This window comes from Erwinia sp. 198 (genome assembly GCF_003937915.1).
GTDB classification, from domain to species: Bacteria; Pseudomonadota; Gammaproteobacteria; order Enterobacterales; family Enterobacteriaceae; genus Erwinia; species Erwinia aeris.
The window spans coordinates 432,442-455,110 of sequence record NZ_RHUM01000001.1 but is presented as its reverse complement, the minus strand read 5'-3'; the positions used below and the strand labels follow the sequence as shown (position 1 = coordinate 455,110).

Annotated in this window: 16 protein-coding genes and 2 tRNA genes; 4 read left to right on the top strand and 14 right to left on the bottom strand. The window is 57.7% G+C overall.

Annotation, left to right across the window (positions count from 1 at the left end; all coding sequences use genetic code 11):
• Together tcdA and mltA are read right to left on the bottom strand one after the other, a co-directional pair.
• Positions 1-801: a tRNA cyclic N6-threonylcarbamoyladenosine(37) synthase TcdA gene (tcdA, locus tag EGK14_RS02055; RefSeq protein ID WP_125287400.1), complete on the bottom strand. Its 801-nt coding sequence runs from the start codon at positions 799-801 to the stop codon at positions 1-3.
• A gap of 52 nt (positions 802-853) precedes the next feature.
• On the bottom strand, positions 854-1,999 hold the full coding sequence (gene mltA / locus EGK14_RS02050) for a murein transglycosylase A (protein WP_125287399.1): 1,146 nt from the start codon (positions 1,997-1,999) through the stop codon (positions 854-856).
• 203 nt (positions 2,000-2,202) lie between these two features.
• Here mltA and EGK14_RS02045 point away from each other — a divergent pair.
• Positions 2,203-2,279, top strand: a tRNA-Met gene (locus tag EGK14_RS02045).
• A gap of 57 nt (positions 2,280-2,336) precedes the next feature.
• A tRNA-Met gene (locus EGK14_RS02040) sits at positions 2,337-2,413 on the top strand.
• Positions 2,414-2,496: 83 nt separating this feature from the next.
• Here the strand turns inward: EGK14_RS02040 and amiC are convergent.
• Complete coding sequence (amiC, locus tag EGK14_RS02035) at positions 2,497-3,747, bottom strand: N-acetylmuramoyl-L-alanine amidase AmiC (RefSeq protein WP_125287398.1); 1,251 nt, start codon at positions 3,745-3,747, stop codon at positions 2,497-2,499.
• A gap of 224 nt (positions 3,748-3,971) precedes the next feature.
• Between amiC and argA the strand changes: the two genes are divergently transcribed.
• Positions 3,972-5,315 carry an amino-acid N-acetyltransferase gene (gene argA, locus EGK14_RS02030; RefSeq protein ID WP_125287397.1) on the top strand — a complete coding sequence of 448 codons (1,344 nt, stop codon included), beginning with the start codon at positions 3,972-3,974 and terminating at the stop codon, positions 5,313-5,315.
• Positions 5,316-5,878: 563 nt separating this feature from the next.
• Here the strand turns inward: argA and recD are convergent.
• The 5 genes from recD to EGK14_RS02005 form a co-directional block, all read right to left on the bottom strand.
• Entirely contained in the window at positions 5,879-7,702 is a 1,824-nt protein-coding gene (gene recD / locus EGK14_RS02025) for an exodeoxyribonuclease V subunit alpha (protein WP_125287396.1), read from the bottom strand.
• A complete protein-coding gene (recB, locus tag EGK14_RS02020) occupies positions 7,693-11,229 on the bottom strand; it encodes an exodeoxyribonuclease V subunit beta (RefSeq protein WP_125287395.1) in 3,537 nt (1,178 codons plus the stop codon). Before recB ends, recD begins: the two co-directional genes overlap by 10 nt.
• Positions 11,226-14,111, bottom strand: a complete 2,886-nt coding sequence (gene ptrA / locus EGK14_RS02015; protein WP_125287394.1) for a pitrilysin — start codon at positions 14,109-14,111, stop codon at positions 11,226-11,228. Before ptrA ends, recB begins: the two co-directional genes overlap by 4 nt.
• A 141-nt stretch (positions 14,112-14,252) precedes the next feature.
• Complete coding sequence (recC, locus tag EGK14_RS02010; RefSeq protein ID WP_125287393.1) at positions 14,253-17,621, bottom strand: exodeoxyribonuclease V subunit gamma; 3,369 nt, start codon at positions 17,619-17,621, stop codon at positions 14,253-14,255.
• 104 nt (positions 17,622-17,725) lie between these two features.
• The gene (locus EGK14_RS02005) at positions 17,726-18,475 is read right to left on the bottom strand and encodes an oligogalacturonate-specific porin KdgM family protein (protein ID WP_125287392.1); all 750 of its coding nucleotides are present in this window, start codon (positions 18,473-18,475) and stop codon (positions 17,726-17,728) included.
• 223 nt (positions 18,476-18,698) lie between these two features.
• Here EGK14_RS02005 and EGK14_RS21210 point away from each other — a divergent pair, with 223 nt between their 5' ends.
• Complete coding sequence (locus tag EGK14_RS21210; RefSeq protein WP_158616021.1) at positions 18,699-18,845, top strand: hypothetical protein; 147 nt, start codon at positions 18,699-18,701, stop codon at positions 18,843-18,845.
• Position 18,846: 1 nt separating this feature from the next.
• Here the strand turns inward: EGK14_RS21210 and EGK14_RS02000 are convergent, their stop codons facing one another.
• The 6 genes from EGK14_RS02000 to lgt form a co-directional block, all read right to left on the bottom strand.
• Positions 18,847-19,140: a prepilin-type N-terminal cleavage/methylation domain-containing protein gene (locus tag EGK14_RS02000; protein ID WP_233598428.1), complete on the bottom strand. Its 294-nt coding sequence runs from the start codon at positions 19,138-19,140 to the stop codon at positions 18,847-18,849.
• Positions 19,141-19,156: 16 nt separating this feature from the next.
• Positions 19,157-19,597, bottom strand: coding sequence for a DUF2509 family protein (locus EGK14_RS01995; protein WP_233598427.1), 441 nt, complete (start codon positions 19,595-19,597; stop codon positions 19,157-19,159).
• The gene (locus EGK14_RS01990; RefSeq protein WP_125287500.1) at positions 19,594-20,145 is read right to left on the bottom strand and encodes a prepilin peptidase-dependent protein; all 552 of its coding nucleotides are present in this window, start codon (positions 20,143-20,145) and stop codon (positions 19,594-19,596) included. Before EGK14_RS01990 ends, EGK14_RS01995 begins: the two co-directional genes overlap by 4 nt.
• Positions 20,136-20,678, bottom strand: a complete 543-nt coding sequence (locus EGK14_RS01985) for a prepilin-type N-terminal cleavage/methylation domain-containing protein (RefSeq protein ID WP_370255920.1) — start codon at positions 20,676-20,678, stop codon at positions 20,136-20,138. The genes EGK14_RS01990 and EGK14_RS01985 overlap by 10 nt, the downstream gene beginning before the upstream one ends.
• Before the next feature lie 253 nt (positions 20,679-20,931).
• Positions 20,932-21,726, bottom strand: coding sequence for a thymidylate synthase (gene thyA, locus EGK14_RS01980; protein WP_125287390.1), 795 nt, complete (start codon positions 21,724-21,726; stop codon positions 20,932-20,934).
• Positions 21,723-22,604 carry a prolipoprotein diacylglyceryl transferase gene (lgt, locus tag EGK14_RS01975; RefSeq protein ID WP_125287389.1) on the bottom strand — a complete coding sequence of 294 codons (882 nt, stop codon included), beginning with the start codon at positions 22,602-22,604 and terminating at the stop codon, positions 21,723-21,725. Before lgt ends, thyA begins: the two co-directional genes overlap by 4 nt.
• Positions 22,605-22,669: the final 65 nt, after the last annotated feature.

The window sequence follows — 22,669 nt, the reverse complement described above, 5'->3', positions numbered from 1 at the left end:
TCAGGCGCGCGCCGCTTTCGCCATCATTTTTTTCAGCACGTGGGAAACGGCCACGAAGCCGAAGGTGGCGGTGACCATAGTAGCCGCGCCGAAGCCGGAAGCGCAGTCCATCCGCTTTGGCCCTTCCGCCGTACTGCGTGAAGCGCAAACGGAACCGTCCGGCTGCGGATACATCAGCGCCTCGGTGGAAAACACGCAGTCAATACCCAGCTTGCCCTTGCTGTTTTTAACGATATTGAAATCACTTTTTAACCGTTCGCGCAGCTTAGCCGCCAGCGGATCCTGAATCGTTTTCGCCAGATCCGCCACCTGGATCTGCGTGGGATCGATCTGCCCACCCGCGCCGCCGGTGGTCACCAGCGGGATTTTATTGCGGCGGCACCAGGCCAGCAGCGCCGCTTTTGGCCGCACGCTGTCGATGGCGTCGATCACCCAGGTAAAGCCACCGCTCATCAGCTCAGCCGTATTTTCCGCAGTGATAAAGTCATCCACGCAGGTCACTTTGCATTCCGGGTTAATGGCCAGGATGCGTTCCGCCATTACCTCGGTTTTCGCCTGCCCTACCGTACCTTTCAGCGCGTGGATCTGCCTGTTGGTATTGGTCATGCAGACATCGTCCATATCGATTAGCGTGATTGCACCGATACCGGTGCGCGCCAAGGCTTCAGCGGCCCAGGATCCTACGCCACCAATGCCGATCACGCAGATATGCGCCTCGGCGAAAAGTTGCAGAGCAGACTGACCATATAAGCGTGCCGTGCCGCCAAAGCGCTGTAGCCAGGCGTCGGAAAGAACCCTCATGATTTACCTCAACGTCGGCAGCGGGCCGGAAACGCCGGCCCGCTGACCTTAATTATCGACTGACCAGCGCCGCGCTGCCATTTTGCGCGGTGGAGACCGTGGAGAAAGGAGAAACGCCCGCACCCGGCGCCGCTTTCAGCACCCAGACGCGACCATAGTGATTATACCAGCCAGCCATATGGCCCGCCTGCTCGCCGATGCCCTGATAGATATCAAAGTGCTGGCCCTTAATAGCGCCGCCCACGTCGAGCGCCACCATCACGCGCATTTCATATTTGCCGTTGAACTTGCCTTTATCGTTCAGCAAAGGCACCTCCGCCAGCAGCACCGTACCCGGCGGGATCAGCGAACGATCGGCGGCCACCGAGGCTTTGGCGATCAGCGGCACCGCGCTCGCACCGCGCACCGGCGCAAACTCTTCCGGCTTAAAGAAGACAAAGGACGGATTCTGCTCCAGCAGCTCGCGCACCTCGGCCGGACTGTGATTTTCGCCCCACTGGCGGATAGCCTGCATCGACATATCTTCGCGCTTCACTTCGCCGCGATCGATCAGCACCTTACCAATGCTGCGATAAGCATGGCCGTTCTTGCCGCCGTAGCCGAAGAAGGTCAACGGACGGCCGTCGCCATAGTCAACGTAGCCGCTGCCCTGCACATCCATAATAAAGTTATCCATCAGCGAATTGCTGTAACCGATAACGTAACGTTCATCCAGGCCGCCGCTGTAGATTTCCGCACGATCTGGCAAACGGCGCTTGCCGCGCGGCGGCAAGCGGTATAAAGGATACTGAAATTCGCCCTGGCGGGTATAGCGGGCGTGGATAACCGGCGTGTAGTAACCGGTAAACTGCACGTTGCCGTAGTTGTCGGTGCCTTCCATCTGATACGCATCCACGCCGTACTGGCGCAGCTGCCGCGTATCCCCGCCCGCCATCAGCCAGCTTTTTAGCGCGCTGTAGGTGGAGAGCTGGCGGGAAAACATGGCTGGCGAGGCGGCCTGGATTTCCAGCAGCTGATCGGCAAAATCTTTGCCGTTAACGGGGCGCCCTTTGGCGTTAGGTTGATTAACCAGCCCCAGCGGCTGCTGCAGCTTGCCGTCCTTATACTGCTGGCCGCGATCGGTAGGTTTGGAGGAACATCCCGCAAGCAGGGCGATTAACGCCCCGGTGACCATATACTTTGCCCAACGTCCTTTCATTATTCTCTACCTTTATACGCAATTGCAGGCGAAGATAGCAAAGCGCCCTACAGATTAAAACGTTCTCGCCAAAAAGAAGCGTTGTTTTTGCACAACAATACAACAATCGGCTGACAAATTAAGCAGTAAGGGCGATTTCAGGCGTTAATTTGCAAAAAGGGGTTGCAACAAAATCGCCGGAGAGTATAGTGCGCATCCACGGACGCGGGATGGAGCAGCCTGGTAGCTCGTCGGGCTCATAACCCGAAGGTCGTCGGTTCAAATCCGGCTCCCGCAACCAATCCCCTCTGGGGAAAAGCAGTAAACCTGTCGTGATGGAAGCGTCAGCAAGTTCGGACGCGGGATGGAGCAGCCTGGTAGCTCGTCGGGCTCATAACCCGAAGGTCGTCGGTTCAAATCCGGCTCCCGCAACCAACTAAACACCCTTCCGGGTGTTTTTTTGTTTCTGGCGTTCTGACTTTCTTATTTTATCGGACGACTTATCGCCGTCCGCTTTCCTAACGTGGTGCTAACGGTGCGCCGTGGGCAAAATAGCCTTTAATCCCTGCCAGAATCGACTCCGCCACCTGACGCTGAAACGCTGCCGTACGCAGTTTGCGCTCCTCCTCCAGGTTACTGATAAAAGCCGTTTCCACCAGAATGGAAGGAATGTCCGGCGCTTTCAGCACCGCAAAAGCCGCTTGCTCCACCTTCTTCTTGTGCAGATGATTAATTTTGCCCATATGTCCCAGCACTTCTTTGCCAAACTTCAGGCTGTCGTTAACGGTCAGGCTCTGCACCATATCGAACATAGTGTGGTCAAGGTAGCGATCGCCGCTCATGCTGACGCCGCCAATCAGATCCGATTCGTTCTGCGTTTGCGCCAGATAGCGCGCGGCGGTGCTGGTTGCGCCTTTAGTCGACAGCGCGAACACGGAAGAGCCCCGCGCCGCCCGGCTGGTAAAGGCATCGGCATGAATAGAAACAAACAGATCGGCGCGCAATCTGCGCGCTTTTGCCACCCGCACCTTCAACGGAATAAATACGTCTTCGCTGCGGGTCATATGCGCGCGCATATTGGGCTGTTTATCGATTAGCGCTTTCAACCGACGAGCAATTTTCAGCACTACGTCTTTTTCTTTGGTTTTATGCTTGCCGATAGCACCGGTATCTTCGCCGCCGTGACCGGGATCGATCATGATAATAATCGGACGATCCCGCCCCGCTTTGCCGGGCAGCGGCGCGGAAGCGGGCTGGCCGCTCTCCAGCTCGCCTTTATTGTAATCCTGCAGCAGCGCCAGCAGCGGATCGTCTTCATGGTTATGGCTGCGGTTTCTGGCCGGATAGAGATCCAGCACCAGGCGGTTTTTGATGCCGGCGACCGGATCGAGCGTAAAAATTTTTGGCGTCACGCTCTGCTTCAGCTCCAGCACCAGCCGCACCGTATGGCGATCGAACTGGCCGACGCGCGCGCTTTTGATATAGGGATCGTCGCTGCGCACCAGATGCCCGACCTGATGCAGGGTCTGATTCAGGTGCACGCCGGCGATATCCACCACTACGCGTTCAGGGTGGCTTAACGCAAACTGTTTATATTTCAGCGGAGTATTGGATTCCAGCGTGACGCGGGAATAGGTTGACGACGGCCAGATGCGCACGGCCACAATATGGCTGCTTGCCGCCAGTCCCGCTTTGCTGACGCTCAGCAGCAGCGCTGCGCCAGCGCCCTGTAGCCAGCGACGTCGGCCGGGCGAAGGTAAATCAGACATGCCACTCCAGTAAGAAATTGCTGTTTTGTAGGGAAAAATAAAACCAAAAAACCACCAGGCGCAAAACTGTAGCGAATCCTGCTGTCGGTGTCACCCCCAAAAACCCTTCACCAGCCGTAGCGTTAAGCTATGTTAAAGAGAAGGTTGAAAATTGGCACTTGCGCCCGCGCGATAAAAGAATAAAAATACATTTTTAGCGAATAATAATTCATAGAGGGTTTGCCGTGAAGGAACGGAGTACCGAGCTGGTTCAGGGGTTTCGCCATACCGTGCCCTATATCAATGCCCATCGTGGTAAGACGTTTGTCATTATGCTGGGCGGCGAAGCCATCGAGCATGATAACTTCTCAAGCATCGTTAATGATATTGGCCTTCTGCACAGCCTCGGCATTCGCCTGGTAGTGGTATACGGCGCCAGGCCACAGATCGACGCCAATCTGGCAGAGCATCAGCTGGAGCCGGTTTATCACAAGCATACCCGCGTCACCGACGCACAGTCGCTGGAGCTGGTCAAGCAGGCGGCAGGCCGTTTACAGCTGGATATTACCGCGCGCCTGTCGATGAGCCTGAACAATACGCCGCTCCAGGGCGCGCATATCAACGTCGTCAGCGGCAACTTTATTATCGCGCAGCCGCTGGGCGTGGATGACGGCGTGGATTACTGTCACAGCGGTCGTATCCGCCGCATTGATGAAGAGGCTATCCACCGCCAGCTCGACAGCGGCGCTATCGTGCTGCTGGGACCGGTGGCTGTTTCCGTGACCGGCGAAAGCTTTAACCTGACCTCGGAAGAAGTTGCCACCCAGCTGGCGATCAAGCTGAAAGCGGAAAAAATGATTGGTTTCTGTGCGGAACAGGGCGTGACCGACGGCGAAGGCGCGATTATCTCCGAACTGTTCCCGAACGAAGCGCAGCAGCGCATTATCGAGCTGGAAGAAGGCAATGACTATCTTTCTGCAACCGTGCGTTTTTTACGCGGCGCGGTAAAGGCCTGCCGCAGCGGCGTGCGCCGCAGCCATCTGATTAGCTACCAGGAAGACGGCACGCTGTTGCAGGAACTGTTCTCGCGTGACGGTATCGGTACGCAGATTGTGATGGAAAGCGCCGAACAGATCCGCCGCGCCACCATCAACGACATCGGCGGCATTCTTGAGCTGATCCGCCCGCTGGAGCAGCAGGGCATTCTGGTGCGTCGCTCGCGCGAGCAGTTAGAGATCGAAATCGATAAATTTACCATTATCGAGCGAGACAACCTCACCATCGGCTGCGCGGCGCTCTATCCTTTCCCGGAAGAGAAAATCGGCGAGATGGCCTGCGTCGCGGTACACCCGGACTACCGCAGCTCGTCGCGCGGCGAAGCGCTGCTGGAAAGAGTGGCGCTACAGGCGCGGCAGATGGGGCTGAAAAAGCTGTTTGTGCTGACCACGCGCAGCATTCACTGGTTCCAGGAGCGCGGCTTTACGCCGGTCGATATCGAAGAGCTGCCGGAAAGCAAAAAGCAGATGTATAACTACCAGCGCCGCTCAAAGGTGCTGATGGCCGATCTGAGCCATGCGAGGATGGCGTAGCGAAAAAGCTATGTACCTGCCTCCAGGGGGAGATTAAATCAGCCGTGGAGGCAGTTGAACTCATCGCAGGTGTGTTAACCAGTTATGTATTGACGACCCCGTCAACATTCCAGAGCAGGATTTAGCTATGTCGCCGCGTGAACTTAAAGAAAACAACATCAGGTCTATGCAGAGCGTATGAAAGCGCTTAACAAAGGCCAGCTTGCTTCTCAATCTTTGAGTGAAAAGCCCTGCTATAGCGCCAGCCCTAAGTCGTCTCGTCGGGCTAACGTTAGCTTTGCATAATGAAAATAAACCCTCCTCGGGATGGTTATTTTTGTATTAAAAATGATTAACTCAACTTCCTGATTTGCCTTACTGACTTTAATTTCCTGAGACCATCCGCTATCGACATCCTTTTTAATTTTGTCGGTTAACGCTATGGCAGAACTACACATTCCCACTTCTGGGCAGGTTTACCTACTGAATCATGCGCTGATAGCACATGCGGATGAACTACAGGATCCGGTAATCACGGTCGGCGGTCAGGCCGTTTTTTATTGGGCATTTTATTATCAGGAACTTTACCCCGCCAGCCGTTCCACCAGGCCGCTGCGGCGGCGCGTGCGCATCTTCACCGCGCTGTTCAGCACCTGATTATCCGCATACAGCGTCAGGCGTTCTCTGGCGCGGGTAATGGCGGTGTAAACCAGCTCGCGCGTCAGTACCGGCGCGAACTGATTCGGCAGCACCAGCAGCGTATGATCAAACTCCGAGCCCTGTGATTTATGCACGGTCATCGCATAGGCGGTTTCATGCGGCGGCAGGCGGCTGGGCTGCACGGCCCGAATGCTGCCGTCGGGCAGCGGGAAAAACACCTTCAGCGCGCCTTCCGCATCGTTCATCGCAATGCCGATATCGCCGTTAAACAGCCCCAGCGCGCTGTCGTTGCGGGCGATCATTACCGGCCTGCCGATATACCATTTGTTACCAGGCTGGCGCTGGATCAGCCGTTTTTTCTGCAGGGCGGCCTCAATACGCTCATTGAGTCCGAACACGCCAAACGGCCCCTCACGCAGCGCGCACAGCAGCTGAAAACGGCCAAACGCCTCAATCACCCGCCGGGGTTCCGCCTGGTCGGCAATCTGCTCAAGATACTCGCGGTAGCCTGCCACGCTGGCGTCCAGCAGATGCTGATACTCTGCGCTGCTGCTTAGCGTAAAGCGGGTAATATCAGCAAAATCCGCATTAAATACTTTTTCAACCTGATGGATATCGCCCGCGTTGACCGCCAGCGCCAGCTGACCGATACCGGATGAGGCGTCGAAACGGTAGCTTTTACGCAGCAGGCAAATGCTGTCGCGCACCTCTGGCGCCAGCTTGTCTTCCTGGCTTGCAATCTCGCAGCCGGTCAGGCGCATCAGCATTTCCGCGCGCTGGCTGCTGTAGCCGGACTCCGCGCAGCGGCAGATATCGCCGAGCACCGCGCCCGCCTCCACCGAGGCAAGCTGGTCGCGATCGCCCAGAAAGATCACCCTTGCGTGCGGCGGCAGCGCGGCGATCAGGCTCGCCATCATCGGCAAATCCACCATAGAAGCCTCATCTACCACCAACAGATCCAGATGCAGCGGATTGCTCGCGTGATAGCGCATCCGCTGGCTGCCCGGCACCGCGCCAAGCAGGCGGTGCAGCGTGGTGGCCTCGGCAGGAAAACGCTGTTTTTCCGCTTCGCTGACCTCAAGCTGCTGCAACGCTTTGCCCAAGGATTCGGTCAGCCGCGCCGCCGCTTTACCCGTCGGGGCGGCCAGGCGAATACGCAGCGAGCCGGAAGAAAGCTCCAGCAGCGTCGCCAGCAGTTTGGCTACCGTGGTGGTTTTACCCGTTCCCGGCCCACCGGAGATCACCGCAATTTGCCGCGTGATCGCCACTGCTGCGGCAATTTTCTGCCAGTTATCCGGCTGCTCGCCAAAATGCCTGTCGAGCGCGCTGCGCAGCCGCTGTTCATCAAAGGGCGTATGGGCTTCACGCACGATAAACTGCGCCACCTGCCCTTCAGACTGCCACATGCGATGCAGATAGAGACGCTGCTGATGAAGCACCAGCGGCGTTGCCGTCGTGCCGTCGCCCACGGCCTGCGCCGATGACAGCAGATGATGCCAGTCCGGCTCGCCAACGGCCCGCCATAGCTGAGCGGCCAGCTCGGGATGGCGCCCGCCGAACAGCAGCGCTTCGCTAAGATGCGTCAGCGGCAGGCACACGTGCCCCTCGCCCGCTTCGGCGCTGACGCAGGCGGCAGCCAGCATCAGCGCCGGATGATCGTCGCCCGCCACCATGCGGGCGAACTGCACGTCCAGCGGACGCAGCAGTCGCGCCTCACAGGCGGACAGCAACAGTTGCGCTATGGCCATAGTTCCTCCTGAAATTCCCCGGCAAACAGCGCGTCGAGCGACTGAACAAAAGCCGCTTCCGGGCAGGTGCGGAAGATGCCGTTTTCACGCGCCGTGCCGTCCACGCCGCGCAGGAAAAGATAGATAACGCCGCCGAAGTGGCGCTGATAATCGTAGTCAGCCAGACGATGACGCAAATAGCGGTGCAGCGCCAGCGTATAAAGCTGATATTGCAGATCGTAACGGTGCGCGCGCATCGCTTCCGCCATCGCTTCCGGCGTGTAGTGCTCGCCCGACTCGCCCAGCCAGTTGGATTTATAATCCAGCAGATAATATTTTCCCTGCCAGCAAAACACCAGATCGATAAAGCCTTTCAGCATTCCCTGCACCTGCTGAAAGTTAAGCGGCGGGCAGCCGGCCGACAGCGGATCGTAATGGCGCACCAGCCGATCCAGCTTTTCCGCCATCAGCATTTGTTTGATGGGTAGATAAAACTGCAGCTCCACCTGACGGCTTTCCGCCGGTAGCTGGCTCAGGCTGACGCCGGTTTCATTCAGCGGCGTGGTCAGCACGTTTTCCAGCCACTGTTTCATTACCGGCAGCCAGGCAAGATCGTGCCCCTGTCCGGCAAGCTGTTCGCTCAGCCAGGCTTCATCCACCGGCTGGGTAAAGTCGAGGTTTTCAAACAGACCGTGCAGAAAAGTCCCCGGCGCCGCGCCGCGAGGAAAAGTATGCGGCGTCAATTGCGCAACCTGCTGGCTTTGCGCCTCGCCCGCCGCGTCAACGTCCAGGCGCGGCAGCAGATCCAGCGTGACGGAATGGCCGTGCTGCTGTAGCCCGGAATAGCTGGTCACCCGCCATTCGTCGCGCAGCTTGCGCGCCATCGCTTTGCTGCTGAGCGCGTGTAAGGGGTGCTGCTGCGGCTGCCAGGGGGCGCTTTCCGGCGGCTCCGCCAGCACGGTTTCTACCGCCTCGTTTTGCATGGTAAGCAGCCGTTCACGCAGCGCGGTGGCGTCAGCCGGTTCGCCCTGCTGCAACAGCCAGCCCAGCGCGCTGCGGTGCAGATCGCTGTTGCCTTCTTTTTTACGGTTGCCCTTGATCAGCGGCGCAACGCCCACGCTACAGTGATGAACGGAACGCGTTAGCGCCACGTAAAGCAGGCGTAAATCCTCGGCGAGGCGCTCCTGCTCGGCCAGTTCGATACTTTCCTCATCCTCGCGCAGATCCAGCAGCGCCTGATAATTTTGCCGATCGTGATAGATGCCCGTCGCCGCTTCGCGGTAGTTGGCGACAAACGGCAGCCATACCAGCGGATACTGCAGGCCTTTCGATTTATGGATGGTGACGATCTGCACGAGGTGGCGATCGCTCTCCAGCCGCAGCTGCTGGCTGGCCGACTGCCCGTTGGGCTGCGCCACTTCCTGCGCCAGCCAGCGCACCAGCGCGTGTTCGCTGTCGAGCGAAGCGGACGCTTCCTGCAACAGCTCGCCCAGATGCAGCAGATCGGTCAGGCGGCGCTCGCCGCTTTCCGAAGCCAGCAGGTTTTCCGCAATCTGTCGGTTTACCATCAGCTCGCGCAGCATCGGCAGCACGCCCCGCTTCAGCCAGCGCTGACGGTAGTGGTCGAACTCGTCCACCAGCGCATCCCATTTGCGCTCGTCCTCGCTCAGATCCTGCAAGGTCGGCGCATCCAGCCCGAAAATGCTGGTGGCAAGCGCGCTGCGCAGAATGCGCTCCTGCTCCGGCGCGAGCACCGCCTGCAGCAGCCACAGCATTTCACGCGCTTCCTGGGTAGCGAACACGCTGTCGCGGTTGGAAAGGTAGACCGACGGAATATTCAGGGCGTTGAGCGCTTCCCGTACCAGCGCGGCTTCGCTGCGGCTGCGCACCAGTACCGTGACGTCCGAAGCCTGCACCGGCCTTAGCTCGTCGCCCTTGCCGATCTGCGCCGTGCCTTGCTGTCCCGCGCTCAGCCAGCGGCAGATCTCCGCCGCGCACTGGCGGGCCATAAACTGCTGATATTCCGTTACGCCCACGCCGTCGCCCGGCTGTAGCCAGAAGCGCAGCGCGGGCTGCTCTTTGCCCTCGACGCTAAAGCTCAGCGCGGCGTTGGGCGCGGCTGGCTCAACGCGAATAAAGGGAATTTCGCTGAACAGAAAGGGGGCCTGCATGCGGGAAAAGAGCTGGTTAACGCTGTTAACCATCATCGGCGACGAGCGCCAGTTAGTCTCCAGCGTGTAGTGAGCGCTGACTTCCCCGCGCGCTTTCATATAGGTAAAAATATCCGCGCCGCGAAAAGCGTAAATCGCCTGTTTGGGATCGCCAATCAGCAGCAGCGCGTTATCGGGCTGCTGGCCGTAGATACCGCGAAAGATGCGATACTGCTGCGGATCGGTATCCTGGAATTCATCAATCAGCGCGACCGGATAGCGGGTTCTGATCGCCTGCGCCAGCGCCTCGCCGCCCGGCTGCCGTAGCGCGCTGTCGAGACGCTGTAGCAAATCGTCGAAGCCCAGCAGCGCGTTCTGCCGCTTCTCTTTCTGGGTTGCCTGGCGGATTTCCTCCAGCGCGGTGGCGATCACCAAATCGCGCAGCGACAGCGGCTCGGCCAGAAAACGGTCGATTTCGTCGAACAGCGGATGCTGCGGTGGCTCGCCCTTTTTGGTTTTTTCATGCAGCACGCGCTGCCCGAAGCGTTCCAGCTCTTTAGGAAACAGGTAGTCCAGCGTTTCCGCCATTGCCCACTGGTTCAGCTTGTCCAGCCAGTTAGGTAAGTGCTTGCTGCTGTAGCTTCGCTTATCCACGCCCGACTGCGCGATCAGATCGTGCAAATTACCGGCCGCCAGCCAGGCCGCTTTCAGGCCGTCGATCTGCGCGATAATTTTGTCATGACGTTCGCTGAAGGTTTCCTGCAAATCAAGCGGATATTTCAGTACCGGCGCTTCGCCGTTCAGCCAGGGCAGCAGCGTGGTCAGCAGCTGCTCCGGCCCCTGCCACATTTGGGTCATTACCCGCGCTATCGGCAGCGGCAGCGGATAGCAGTAGCGGCGCCAGAAGTCGGCGGCGGCCTGACGGCGCAGCGGAAACTCATCCTCAATCAGCTGCTGCTCAAACAGCATGCCTGACTCAAAGGCGTTCAGATTCAGCATCCGCTGGCAAAAGCCGTGGATGGTAAAAATACCGGCGTCGTCCATCTGGCGCTCTGCGGCCAGCAGCTGCGCGGCCGCCTGCGGCAGGTCGCCAATTTCCGTCAGCAGCTGGGCCAGTACGCCGTCAGTCGTATACCCGCGCACGCAGGCGATACGCAGCCGGTGAATGTTTTCACGGATGCGGCCGCGCAGCTCTGCGGTGGCCGCTTCGGTAAAGGTCACCACCAGGATCTCTTCAACCGACAGCGGCCGCCCGAACGACGCTTCGCCGCCCAGCCCCAGCAGCAGACGCAGATAGAGCAGGCCGATGGTAAAGGTTTTCCCCGTGCCCGCCGAGGCTTCTATCAGCCTTTCGCCTTGCAGCGGCAGCGTCAGGGGATCGAGACGCTGTACCTTCATTTATCGCTTTGCACCGGAAAAGATTGCTGTAGCTTCGACACTTCCTGCCAGGTGGTAAAGCCCGCCGGCCTGGCATAGTCGGCCTTGTCGTGCTGGCTGCCGGAGATCTGCGACAGTAACGTCAGGCCCTGCGGTTTGCTGACCGCATCGTGGAAAAAGGCCGCCAGCTTCTCTGGCGTCAGCGCCTGAATACTGGCAACCACTTTTTCACGGGTGTCGAAACGGTAGTTCTGCCGGTTGAAATCTTTACTGTAGCGGCCCGCCTCTTCATCCAACGTTTGCGGACGCTGCTTCAGCTCGTTGATCATCGCCGTCTGATACTGGGCGAAATCCTCTTTGCTCATCTCACGCAGGCGCTTTTCCGCCGTCGGGTAGAACGCCTCAAAGCGCTGCAGCAGATAAGCGGGCTGTTTAACGTTGCTTTGCAGCAGGAAGCCGATGCCCCACTGGCGCCCAACCGGCATCTGGAAGGCGAATACCGCATAGCCAAGCTGTTCCTCAGTACGCAGCTGGTTATAGAACCACGGCTGCACAATCTGGCTGAGCATGGCGCTGCTGGCGATGCTGTCGAACTCCTCATAGCCAAGCGGCACGTACAGCGCGGCCAGCGCGGAATCGGTGCTGCTGCCGGCCTGTTGTAAATTGGCGTTTGCCGCTTTATCCACCCTCAGATAATCGCTGTGCCAGCTGCTCTGCCCTTCACAGTTAAGCTGTGCTTTCAGCGTGGTCGCCAGCGCCTTGACGCTCTCCGGCGTCATATTGCCGACCACCATCAGCTCCGGCGTCGCTTTTTCTAACAGCATACTGCGGTAATTTTTCAGATCGGACAGCGTAATATCGGCCACCAGCTTACGACGCTCGCTGCGTTGGGTATAGGGCAGCTGCGACAGCATTTGTGCGGGCTGAATAGCCAGCTCGAAGGCCTTTCCTTTTTCGGCGGCGTCCAGACGCTCCAGATACCAGGACTTTGCCTGATCCAGCTGCTGCTGCGTTGGCTGATAGCTGGCGTACTGTTTCAGCAGCGCCTGCATCAGCTCCGGGAGGTGCTGAGTAAAGCCGCTGGCGTTAAAGGTCACGCCGTCGTTTTCGCTGGTAGAAAAGCTAATGCCGCCAACCGAAGCCTGCGAGTTCAGCTCGTCCAGCGCCTGGCCCGCCAGGTAATCATTCATGCCAAACAGCACCTGATTTTTGGCGGTGCTCATCGCCTCTTTATTACGCAACGCCAGCGTGATGTTGGCTTTGGGATCGTCCGCGTAAAAGCGGCTTGGCATATAGAACACGCGCAGGCCCGGCTGGTTAATCAGCGTCTGCGGACGATCAACCTGCTGCGCCGGTTTAATCAGCGTGAAATCAGACGGGATATAGGGGTTCAGCACGGGCAGGTCCAGCGAAATAGCCGCGCTTTCCTTTTGCCAGGCGGCAAAACGTTCCGGCGTGATGCGATCGACCTGATAAGGCGCATTGACGAAATAGGCGGTCTTGTTGTGCGGCTCGTTCGGGCTGATAAACCAGATCCGGGCGTTCTGCGGCGTCATGCCATCCAGACGCGCTTTGATGGCCTGCGGATCGTAGCGATCGGCGATATAGGACGCGACCAGCGTGTCGGTAACCGGCACGCGCAGCATGGTGTCCACCAGCCATTCGATATAGTCCATGTCGCGCGTGATCGACGGATAGCGGAAGTCCAGATCCAACACGTGCGCCATTTCATCAAAATAGCGTTTGTCGATGCCTTCATTACGCAGCTTGTTCAGATAGCTGAACACGGCGGCCACCACCCGATCGCGGTTTGCCTGACCCCGATCGGTCAGCGAAATGGAGATGGAAAAGACGCCGCCGTTGCGATCGATAACCGGATCGGCGCCGGCATCAATGGAATCGGCCAGGCCCTGGCTTTGCAACCAGTCGGAGAGCGTGTTCTTGCTGCGGTTGCCGATCAGATAGGCGATTAGCGTGTCGGTCTTGCTGCGAAACTGATCGCTGTTATTATCGATGCGAAACTCGATCCTGACCTGCTTGCGCGGCTGGGCCGGCACGTAGTGGATCACAATGCCTTTCTGCTGCTCCGTCACCACCGGCACGGTAATCGCAGGCACCGCGGCGTTGTGGTTCGCCACTCTGCCAAAGGTAGTGGCCGCGATTTTTTGCAGTTCCACCAGCGGCTTATTGCTGTAGATCACCGCTTTCATCAGGTTGGCCGAATAGTAGCGCTGATAGAAATCCTGCAACGCGTCGTGCAGCCTGCTGCCCGGTTTATCTTTCAGCGTGTCCAGGTTACCGCCGGAAAAAAGCGAGCTGGGATGGTCGGGATTCAGCGTTTCCGCACCGACCTGCGCCATGCGCAATCCGTCGCGCGAGCGTGCCATAGTCAGCTCCGCATTCACCGCGTGGCGCTCGCGATCGGCATTAACCGGATCCAACAGCGGCTCGGCAATGGCATCCGCCAGCCGATCCACCGCCGGTGCCAGCGCGTCGTTTTCCACTTCCAGATAGAAAGCCGTGCGGTAGGACGCCGTGCTGGCATTGTGGCTGCCGCCGTGCTTTTTCAGGAATTCCGCCAGATTATCCGGCTGCGGATAGCGTTTTGAACCCATCAGCAGCATATGCTCAAGATAGTGTGCCAGGCCCTGCTGGTTACGCGGGTTGTCCAGCGAGCCGATGGGCAGCGTCAGCGCCGACAGGGATTTTGTCGCCTGCGGATCGGAAACCAGCAGTACCGTCATGCCGTTGTCGAGTTTGATCGCCTGATACTGGCGCGGATCTTTTTCACTTTTGCGGATCGCTTCGGGGATCGGCTGCCAGCCTGACCGTGCCTGGCTCAGCGGACTCCAGAAGGTAAAAAGCAGAAACAGCGTGGTGAACCAGACTGCATAACGACGCATTCAAACTCCTCGACAATCTAACGTGCTTTCTGTGCGCCCCCGGAGCGGCGACAGCTAAACGACGACCCTAAAGATTCCGCTGGCTAAGAGCGGACAGAAAAAAAAGCGAAATGGGGTTATAAAGTAACACTACAGGATGTCTCAGTTAATGTCATTCATCCGCAGCAGCGGCAACAGCCAGACTTCGGCGTTGTGCGTGATTTGCTGCAACGTTGCTTCATCCAGTGTGCGGAACAGCCGTGCCAGATAGGGATCGCTGCCCTCACCTTCTGTTTGTATGTTGCCCTGCCAGGCCTGCAGCAGCTTATTGCGCGCTTTTGCCTGCGTCGCCTCATCGTAAGAGACCGCCGCCGCCTTTTCGTCATAGCAGGCTTCCAGCCAGGCACCGCCGGTTTTGGGCAGCAGCAGCAGCGGCGCGCACATGCCGGCTTTATAGCCTTCGATATAGCGTTCAAGCCAGCCGCTGGCTTCAACGGCGGAGAGCGGCGGGAACCACCAGCGGCTCTCTTTACGTCCGTACATGCGGCTGGCGCCGCTGCCGCCCAGCACGCAGTAGACCAGGTGTTCCAGCCACAGCGCCAGCCCGTCGGTAAAGTTAAGGTGGCCCGGCCGCCAGCGCAGCAGGCCATCGTCCTGTACGGCAGGCAGCCAGCCGCTCAGCTGAAGTCCGCCAACCTGAAGATTGATTTCCTGGCTGACGGCATCCTTGCGCTGCTCGCGCACCACGCCGGCCAGTTCGGCCATATCCGCCAGCTGATCCTGCCAGAACAGTTCACCCCAGGCGCCATACGGCAGATTGCCCGCCGCGCGATGACGATCGAACAGCGGTTCGCCCGGCTGGCCTTCAATCAGGGTATTCAGCAGCTGGGTGTTAAGCTGGTAACGGCTGAGGTTATCCAGAATAAAAGGTTCCGCATCCGGCAGTTCCATGTCTTCCGCGCTGAAGCTGACGCCCAATCGCAGGCTGAAAAAGGCGCGAACCGGATGACGCCAGAAACGCAGCAGCTGGTCGAAGTTAAGCTCGGTAATATTTTCCTCCGGCAGCGGCTGCATAAATGGCGGATGCGGCACGCCGCTCGCCTTCGCTGCCGGTAGCCACTCCGCCGCATAGCTCTGATAGCGCGCCTGCGGCAGAAAGTTTTCCGCCGCAAACGGCATCCTGCTGTGCAGGTGATGCAGATGCGCGATAACCCGCGCCGCGCTGGTATCCACATCGCTCTGACGGTCTTCCGGCAGACAGAAGCTTTGCCCGATATAATCCACCAGCTCGCTGACCAGCACCGAAGGGAAACGTTCTGAATTGTCCTGAATGGTGCGGCCGATATAGCTGATGTAGAGCTGATGCTGGGCGGAGTTAATGGCTTCCAGAAACAGGTAGCGGTCGTCGTCGCGACGGCTACGATCGCCTTTTTTCGGCTGCTGGCTCATCAGATCGAAGCCCGGCGGCGGCAGCGTGCGCGGATAGACGCCGTCGTTCATGCCCAGCAGGCAAACCACCTTAAAGGGAATGGATCGCATCGGCATCAGCGTACAGAAGTTAACCGGACCAGCAAGAAAGCGCTGGCTGATCCGCTCCTGATCCAGCCTCGCGCGCAGCTCGTCGCGCAGCAGCGACAGCGGGATAGCCTGCTGATACTCGGCCTGAATGCCGTAGCTGATGGCCTGCTGCCACTGCTCTTCAATCAGCGCCAGCGCCGCTTCCGCCTCGGCATCGCCGGCAAAGAAATCGCCCAGCAGCTCGCGACAGAGCGGCAGCCACGCCTCCAGCGCTCTTGGCTCGCTCAGCCGCTCGCGCCAGCGACGCAGCTGCATTAACAGCTCGGCCAAATGCCCTACCAGCTCGGCAATCAGGCCGCTGGATTCATCATAGGGCAGCACGCCCTGCCAGTGGCCGATATCGCTGTGCATAGCGTAGCCCAATAGCATTCTCGTCAGGCCGAACTGCCAGGTATGCTGTCCGGTTGGCGGCAGATCTAGCTCGCGCACCGTATCGTCATCCAGCCCCCAACGAATGCCGCACTCACCAACCCAGTGCCGCAGCCGCCGCAGCCCTTCTTCATCAATGGAGAAACGGCTGGCGACCGCCGGCACTTCCAACAGCGCCAGTACGCTTTCGGAAGTAAAGCGGCTGTCCGGCAGGCTCAGCAGCGAAATAAAGGCCTGCAAAGCGGGATGCGCCTGGCTGGCGCGACGGTCGGAGATGGAAAAAGGCAGCCAGCGTTCCGCAGGCGCATTGCCGAAAACCGCCTGGATAAAAGGCGTATAGGCGTCGATATCTGCCACCATCACGATAATGTCGCGCGGCGAAAGCTGCGGATCTTCCGCCATGATCGCCAATAGTCTGTCCTGCAATACTTCCACTTCGCGCTGCGGGCTGTGGCAGAGGTGAAAAGTCACCGACTGGTCATCGGGATCCAGCACCCGTTTACCCAGGCTGGATTCCCACTCTTCCCGCTTCAGGCCAATCACGGCATTATCTTCCAGCTCCAGCAGATCGCGCTGTAGCGTTTGCAGCAGCGTGGTCGGTTCGATATCGACAAAGGCGTCGATTTCCCGGCATTCCATCTGCGCCAGCAAAAACAGGTTGTCGCGCCCGAGCTTGCCCCAGGAAGCCAGCAGCGGATTGCTCAGCTGCTGCTCGCCCGCGTCGTTAAACAGGCTGGCGGCGTCTTCTTCACGAAACAGCGCGCTTTCCCGCTGCTGTTTGTAGTGCTCGCGGCGGCGGCTTTGCAGCTTAGCCAGAAAAGCGTAATCCTGAATGTCACCCCAATAATGGCGGCACGGATTGGTAAACAACAGGTGGATATCGATATGCTTGCCGAGCGCCTGAAGCGCCTGGAGGTAGACCGGCGGCAGCGCGGAGATACCGCAGATAAATACGCGATCCGGCAGATTTGGCGGCCGGGTGCTGCTTTGTTCCAGCGTGGCGATAAACCGCGCGTAAAGATTAGCGCGATGCCATTCCGGGTGGCCCAGCTCGCGGTTCCACGCAACCAGCTCTGCCCACAGCGGCGCCTGCCACTGCTGCGCTTCGCCCAGCCCTTCGATCTGCTGCCCCTTTTCCCAGCTGTTAAGCCACTCCGAGCGGTAAACCAGGTACTGGTCGTAAAGATCGGCCACCCGCGACGCGAGCTGAAACAGCTTACGCTTGTCCTCGTCGTCAGAAAGGTAGTGGCTCAGCATAACGAATTCCGGCCGCGCCAGCAGCTTTGGCAGAATAGTCATCAGCTTCCAGCTCATGCTGGCTTTGCTGAAGGCGCTCTCTTTAGGTATGCCCGGCAGAACGCGAACAAACATATCCCAGATAAAGGAGGCGGGCAGCGGAAAGGCGATATTAGCCGCAATGCCGAACTGCTCGGCCAGCGACATTTGCAGCCACTGCGCCATCCCCGGACTCTGCACCAGAACCACTTCGGACTGGAATGGATCGCGCAACGGCTGGTTTTCAATATGAAAAGCCGCCAGCGTTTTTAAAAGATCCAGCTGATTCGAGTGATAAACGGTAAACATGCCTGCTCCTAGTACGGTATTGCGCTCTGCGTGCACACTCTACCCCGTCCGGAGGCTGTTGCAAATGCAGCTGTCGGGTCGTTTACCGTTTATATGGCCGAAAGTTATTTAAAGGTGTAAGCGACCCCCAGCCTTAAGCGCAGCTGGCGCTCGCTGGACCAGGCGCTGCGGCCGATATCGGCGAAGGTGACATAAGGGCGCCACTCTCTGTTTGCGCCCACTACGTAATCAAACTGTAGCTCCTGCTCGTAGTTATTTTTCTTATTGGCGAACAGTAAATCATCACCATGCATATAAATATATTTATAGGTGGTGGTTAAATCTTTCCAGCGGTAACGGAAATAGGCATCAAAGCGGTTAACGGTACGGTGTTTATCCAGGCTGCAATAGTCGTGACCGGCTTCACCGCACCGACCGTCATGCGCATAGTCGCTTAGCTCCAGGCGATACATGCCGCCAACAGACCAGCTGTCATTAATTTTATACCAGGGCACGACGCCAAATTTCCATTCCGTTCTCACCGAACTGAACTCTGGTTGAACAAATGGGGTAAAACTCCAGCCGTCGTAAAAAAAGTTTTTCATCAGCGTCATTTCTACTACGTTCAATACTATGTCATTATAATATTTATCTTTCGGGTCCGGGCCGCCGGTTTTAAATTTGGTTTCGACGCTAAAAACGTAATTATCAGGCAGGCTGGCGCCTAACGCCAGCTTATCGTAGTGGGTGCGGTCGCGCAGGCGGTAGCCGTGTCGATAATCTAAAGTCACATCTTTGACGGCATCTGCGCCCGCCGGGGGAAGAAATACCGCGGATAAAGAGAGGGAAAGTAAAATGCGCGTGGCTATTTTCATTTTATTTCATCCATGAAGGTTTATTAAAAATTCCTGTTACTGACTTCAGTAATTTCCAATCAGATTCAGCTGGGATAGTTAACCGTCCTGGTATACCTCCTTACTGCGCAAGCTGCTGTCGAACTGCGTTAATCCTCACCTGGGAAAAGATATTTTTATAAAAAAATTAAAACCATCTAAAAAATAAATTCTCTTGATGAAAAATGTTATAACAGGAAAAGTAATGGATAGTTACGTCCTGAACCTTCGCTATTTTGTCAGCTTATTTTTTTCTGTGGCAGCAGAAAAAAGATTTCTGGCTGCTATCTCTCATAAAAAGATAATCGTCCGCTGGCTGCTTTCAGGCTTTATCAAAACCACGAAAGCATAAACTACCTGCGCCGCTCTGCACTTTCCTGTTCGTCTTCGCTTCTACAGCTCAGCTGCGATAATGCGGCTTTAGCCCCGGCAGGACTGATAACCCGTGCCGTTAACAGCACGCAGCTGCCGGTCAGCGCTTGCTGTTCGAGCGTCGTCTGCCAGCCCGGCGCCTGATAGCCTTCGAACCGCTGCCGGGCCAGCCTGACCGCTTCCCGCTGCTGTAGCTGCAGCTGAAAGCTTCTTCCCAGCGCCAGCTGATACTGAGTCAGCGCCAGCGAGCTCAGGCCAAACAACAGCAGCGCCACCAGCGTTTCCGGCAGGCTAAAGCCCTGCGGTTTCCCTGTCCGGCAGGCAATCTTCTTCCTCCGCCAACGGACAAAAATCAAGCCAGCCGTGCGGCTGTGGATGTACGCGCCCATTTTGCTCATCGTGGGTTACCCATTGATAAAAGGCGATAGTGTCTTTGCCGCCGTCACCACGTAATAAGGCTTCACCTTTCGTTGTCACTTTAAAACAGGCCCGCCAGGCAGGCTGCTGCCGTGCCGTAAGGCAGCGCCAGGCCACCGTCGACGCCCATTTTTCCCGTATTCCCGCTTCCAGCGCCGAAGTGGCCAGGCTGGCCTGCCGCAGATAAAGCCGTTCGTCCACCACAAGGCTTAACGATGCATCCAGCTGCTGTCGGGTGGCGTTGAGCAGCGCCGTCGACATCAGCAACAGCAGGATCACCATCAGCAGCGCACCGCTTCCCTGCTGCTTATTCACAAGTTTTCCGCCGTGACCCAGCGCTCGAGGGTTAGCGGCAGCTGCGGCAAACGTCTGGCATAGCCGCCAAGCAGCAGCCGGATCTGTCTTGCCTGCTTAAGCGCGCGAAAATCGCTGATTACCAGGGCGTCCGGATCGTTCATTTTCTCCCATCCGCCGCCGTCGCAGCTCTGTACGCCGCGCTGCGCCTCCAGATTGCCGTCGCGCAGCCGGAAGCCATAATAGTCACTGTTGTCATTGCCCGGCCCTTCCCAGCGGCCGTTGCTGTTCTCGTCCCAGCGCACCAGCAGGCATGTGTTTTTTTCGCCGATCGTCTGCAGCCCTTCTCCCTGGCATTTACCTTGACAGTAGCCCGCGCGCCGCACGTTTTTTTCCAGCGTGCTCATCATCAGCTGTAGTTCTTCGTGGAGCTGAAAGGTCTGCAGGATACGCAGATTGCCGATCTGCAACAGCGGCAGAAATTTTGCTGCGCCCAACATTAGTACGCCGCCGATCGCCAACGCCACCAACATTTCCGGCAGGGTAAAACCTCCACGCTTCACGGGCAGGCCTCCTGACAAATGCGCACCCTCGCCCTCGACGACAGGATAATATGGCGTTCGCCCGCCGCGCCGACGATCACAATCCGGCCCGGTTTGGCCACGTTGCGGCGGCCATAAAATCCCATCCCCTCCGTGAGCGAGGCTATTTTTATCGCAGGCCAGGGCGCAATTAGCGTTTGGCGCTGGTGGCCATGACAGGACGCCTGCACCGGGCCGCTGCCCAGGCACCACAAAGCGCCATCCGTTTTCCATAGCAGCGCCTGCCGGTTATGCCAGTTTGCCTCGCTGCGCAGCCGCAGTAAAAAATGCTGGATTTGCTGCGCGCTCGCGTTTAGCCGCTGCGTCTGCTGCCACTGCTGCCAGCCACCGACCGCGCCGACCATCAGCATGCTGGCGATAGTCATAACGATCAGCAATTCCGGTAAGGTAAAGCCTGCTCTGTTCATACACTCTATTGTGCCGCTGGCGAGTAAAGTTACCAGCGACAAAAAGTCATCATGCGAGCGGCTTTCCAGCCGTTTACGCTTTGGATGTTTCATTAACTTTTTTTTGCGCCCTGCCTCGGAAAAACAACCTTTGCGGCACGGTTTTATCGCGTCATCCTGTCGGCAAAAACTAAAGTTCAGACAGGTGCGGCGCTTAAACTCAGGTCAGGACAGGAAAGAAGCCGAGGAAACAATGGCGTCAAGATAGCGACGTTTAAAATCAGGTCAGGAAAGAAAGAAGCTGCGACAACGGCAGCAGCTTTGCCGGGTCGTAAAAAAGGGAGCGAAAACTCGCTCCCTTGGTTGGTCAAATGGCGACCGGTGCCTTAATGGCAGGATGCGGATCGTAACCTTCGATATCGAAATCTTCAAAACGATAATCAAACAGCGAAGCGGGCTTACGTTTGATCACCAGCTTCGGCATCTCACGCGGCTCGCGGGTCAGCTGCAGAGTCGCCTGCTCCAGATGGTTGCTGTAGAGGTGCGTGTCACCCCCCGTCCAGACAAAGTCGCCCGGTTCCAGATCGCATTGCTGCGCCACCATATGCACCAGCAGCGCATAGCTGGCGATATTAAACGGCAGGCCAAGGAACACATCGCAAGAGCGCTGATAGAGCTGGCAGGAAAGCTTGCCGTCCGCCACGTAGAACTGGAAGAAGGCGTGGCACGGTGCCAGCGCCATCTCATCAAGCTCGCCCACGTTCCACGCGGAGACGATAATGCGGCGCGAGTCCGGATCGTTTTTCAGCTGGGCCATCACTTTTGCCAGCTGATCAATCTGGCGGCCGTCCGGCGCGCCCCAGCTGCGCCATTGCTTGCCGTATACCGGGCCAAGGTCGCCATTTTCATCGGCCCACTCGTCCCAGATTGTCACTTTATTTTCTTTCAGATAGGCGATATTGGTGTCGCCCTTCAGAAACCACAGCAGCTCATGAATAATCGAGCGCAAATGACACTTTTTGGTGGTCACCAGCGGAAAGCCTTCCTGTAGGTTGAAACGCATCTGATGACCAAAAATCGACAGCGTGCCGGTGCCGGTACGGTCATTTTTCGGCGTGCCCCCGTTGAGCACTTTCTGCATTAAGTCCAGATACTGTTTCATTTTTCCTCACGAACGTGTTGCACGGTACGGCGGCGATACGCCCAAATCATCATAATGGCGCCGGCGATAATCATCGGCGTCGAAAGGATTTGTCCCATGCTGATAAAATTGTCGAACAGGCCCAGCTGGGCGTCTGGCTGACGGAAATATTCCACGATAAAGCGAAATACGCCGTAGCCGATCAGGAACAAACCTGATACCGCGCCCATCGGACGATTTTTACGGATAAAAACATTCAAAATGATAAACAGCACCACGCCTTCCAGCAGCAGCTCATAGAGCTGAGAAGGATGGCGCGGCAGCACGCCGTAAGTAGCCAGCAGCGACTGCCATTCAGGATGGGTGGCGGCCAGCGCTACGTCTTCGCCGCGCGAGCCGGGAAACAGCATCGCCCATGGCAGATCGGGCGCTACGCGTCCCCAGAGTTCACCATTGATAAAGTTGCCCAGGCGTCCGGCGCCCAGTCCGAAAGGGATCAGCGGCGCGATAAAATCCGCCACCTGGAAGAAGTTACGTTTGGTACGATGGGCGAACCACAACATCACACAGATAACGCCTATCAGGCCGCCGTGGAACGACATGCCGCCATCCCAGACCTTAAACAGATACAGCGGATTATCCAGAAACAGCGGCAGATTATAAAACAGCACGTAGCCGATGCGGCCGCCCAGGAAAACGCCGAGAAAACCCGCATAGAGCAGGTTTTCCACCTCTTCTTTTTTCCAGCCGCTGCCCGGCTTGTTGGCGCGGCGTACGGCCAGCCACATAGCAAAGATAAAGCCGACCAGATACATCAGACCATACCAGTGCAGGGCGACAGGCCCGACGGAGAAAATTACCGGATCAAATTGGGGGAAAGCCAGATAGCCGTTAGTCATCTTTCACCATTATTAATAGTCCCTGATTTCAGGTGACGGAATGAATAAAGCGCGCGTGCGGCGCG

Excerpts from the sequence above, each read along its gene's own strand:
- recB (WP_125287395.1), bottom strand. The coding sequence starts at position 11,229 with ATGAAGGTACAGCGTCTCGATCCCCTGACGCTGCCGCTGCAAGGCGAA.
- amiC (WP_125287398.1), bottom strand. The coding sequence starts at position 3,747 with ATGTCTGATTTACCTTCGCCCGGCCGACGTCGCTGGCTACAGGGCGCT.
- thyA (WP_125287390.1), bottom strand. The coding sequence starts at position 21,726 with ATGAAACAGTATCTGGACTTAATGCAGAAAGTGCTCAACGGGGGCACG.
- lgt (WP_125287389.1), bottom strand. The coding sequence starts at position 22,604 with ATGACTAACGGCTATCTGGCTTTCCCCCAATTTGATCCGGTAATTTTC.
- ptrA (WP_125287394.1), bottom strand. The coding sequence starts at position 14,111 with ATGCGTCGTTATGCAGTCTGGTTCACCACGCTGTTTCTGCTTTTTACC.
- tcdA (WP_125287400.1), bottom strand. The coding sequence starts at position 801 with ATGAGGGTTCTTTCCGACGCCTGGCTACAGCGCTTTGGCGGCACGGCA.
- EGK14_RS21210 (WP_158616021.1), top strand. The coding sequence starts at position 18,699 with ATGGATAGTTACGTCCTGAACCTTCGCTATTTTGTCAGCTTATTTTTT.
- recD (WP_125287396.1), bottom strand. The coding sequence starts at position 7,702 with ATGGCCATAGCGCAACTGTTGCTGTCCGCCTGTGAGGCGCGACTGCTG.
- mltA (WP_125287399.1), bottom strand. The coding sequence starts at position 1,999 with ATGAAAGGACGTTGGGCAAAGTATATGGTCACCGGGGCGTTAATCGCC.
- EGK14_RS01985 (WP_370255920.1), bottom strand. The coding sequence starts at position 20,678 with ATGAAACATCCAAAGCGTAAACGGCTGGAAAGCCGCTCGCATGATGAC.
- EGK14_RS02005 (WP_125287392.1), bottom strand. The coding sequence starts at position 18,475 with ATGAAAATAGCCACGCGCATTTTACTTTCCCTCTCTTTATCCGCGGTA.
- recC (WP_125287393.1), bottom strand. The coding sequence starts at position 17,621 with ATGTTTACCGTTTATCACTCGAATCAGCTGGATCTTTTAAAAACGCTG.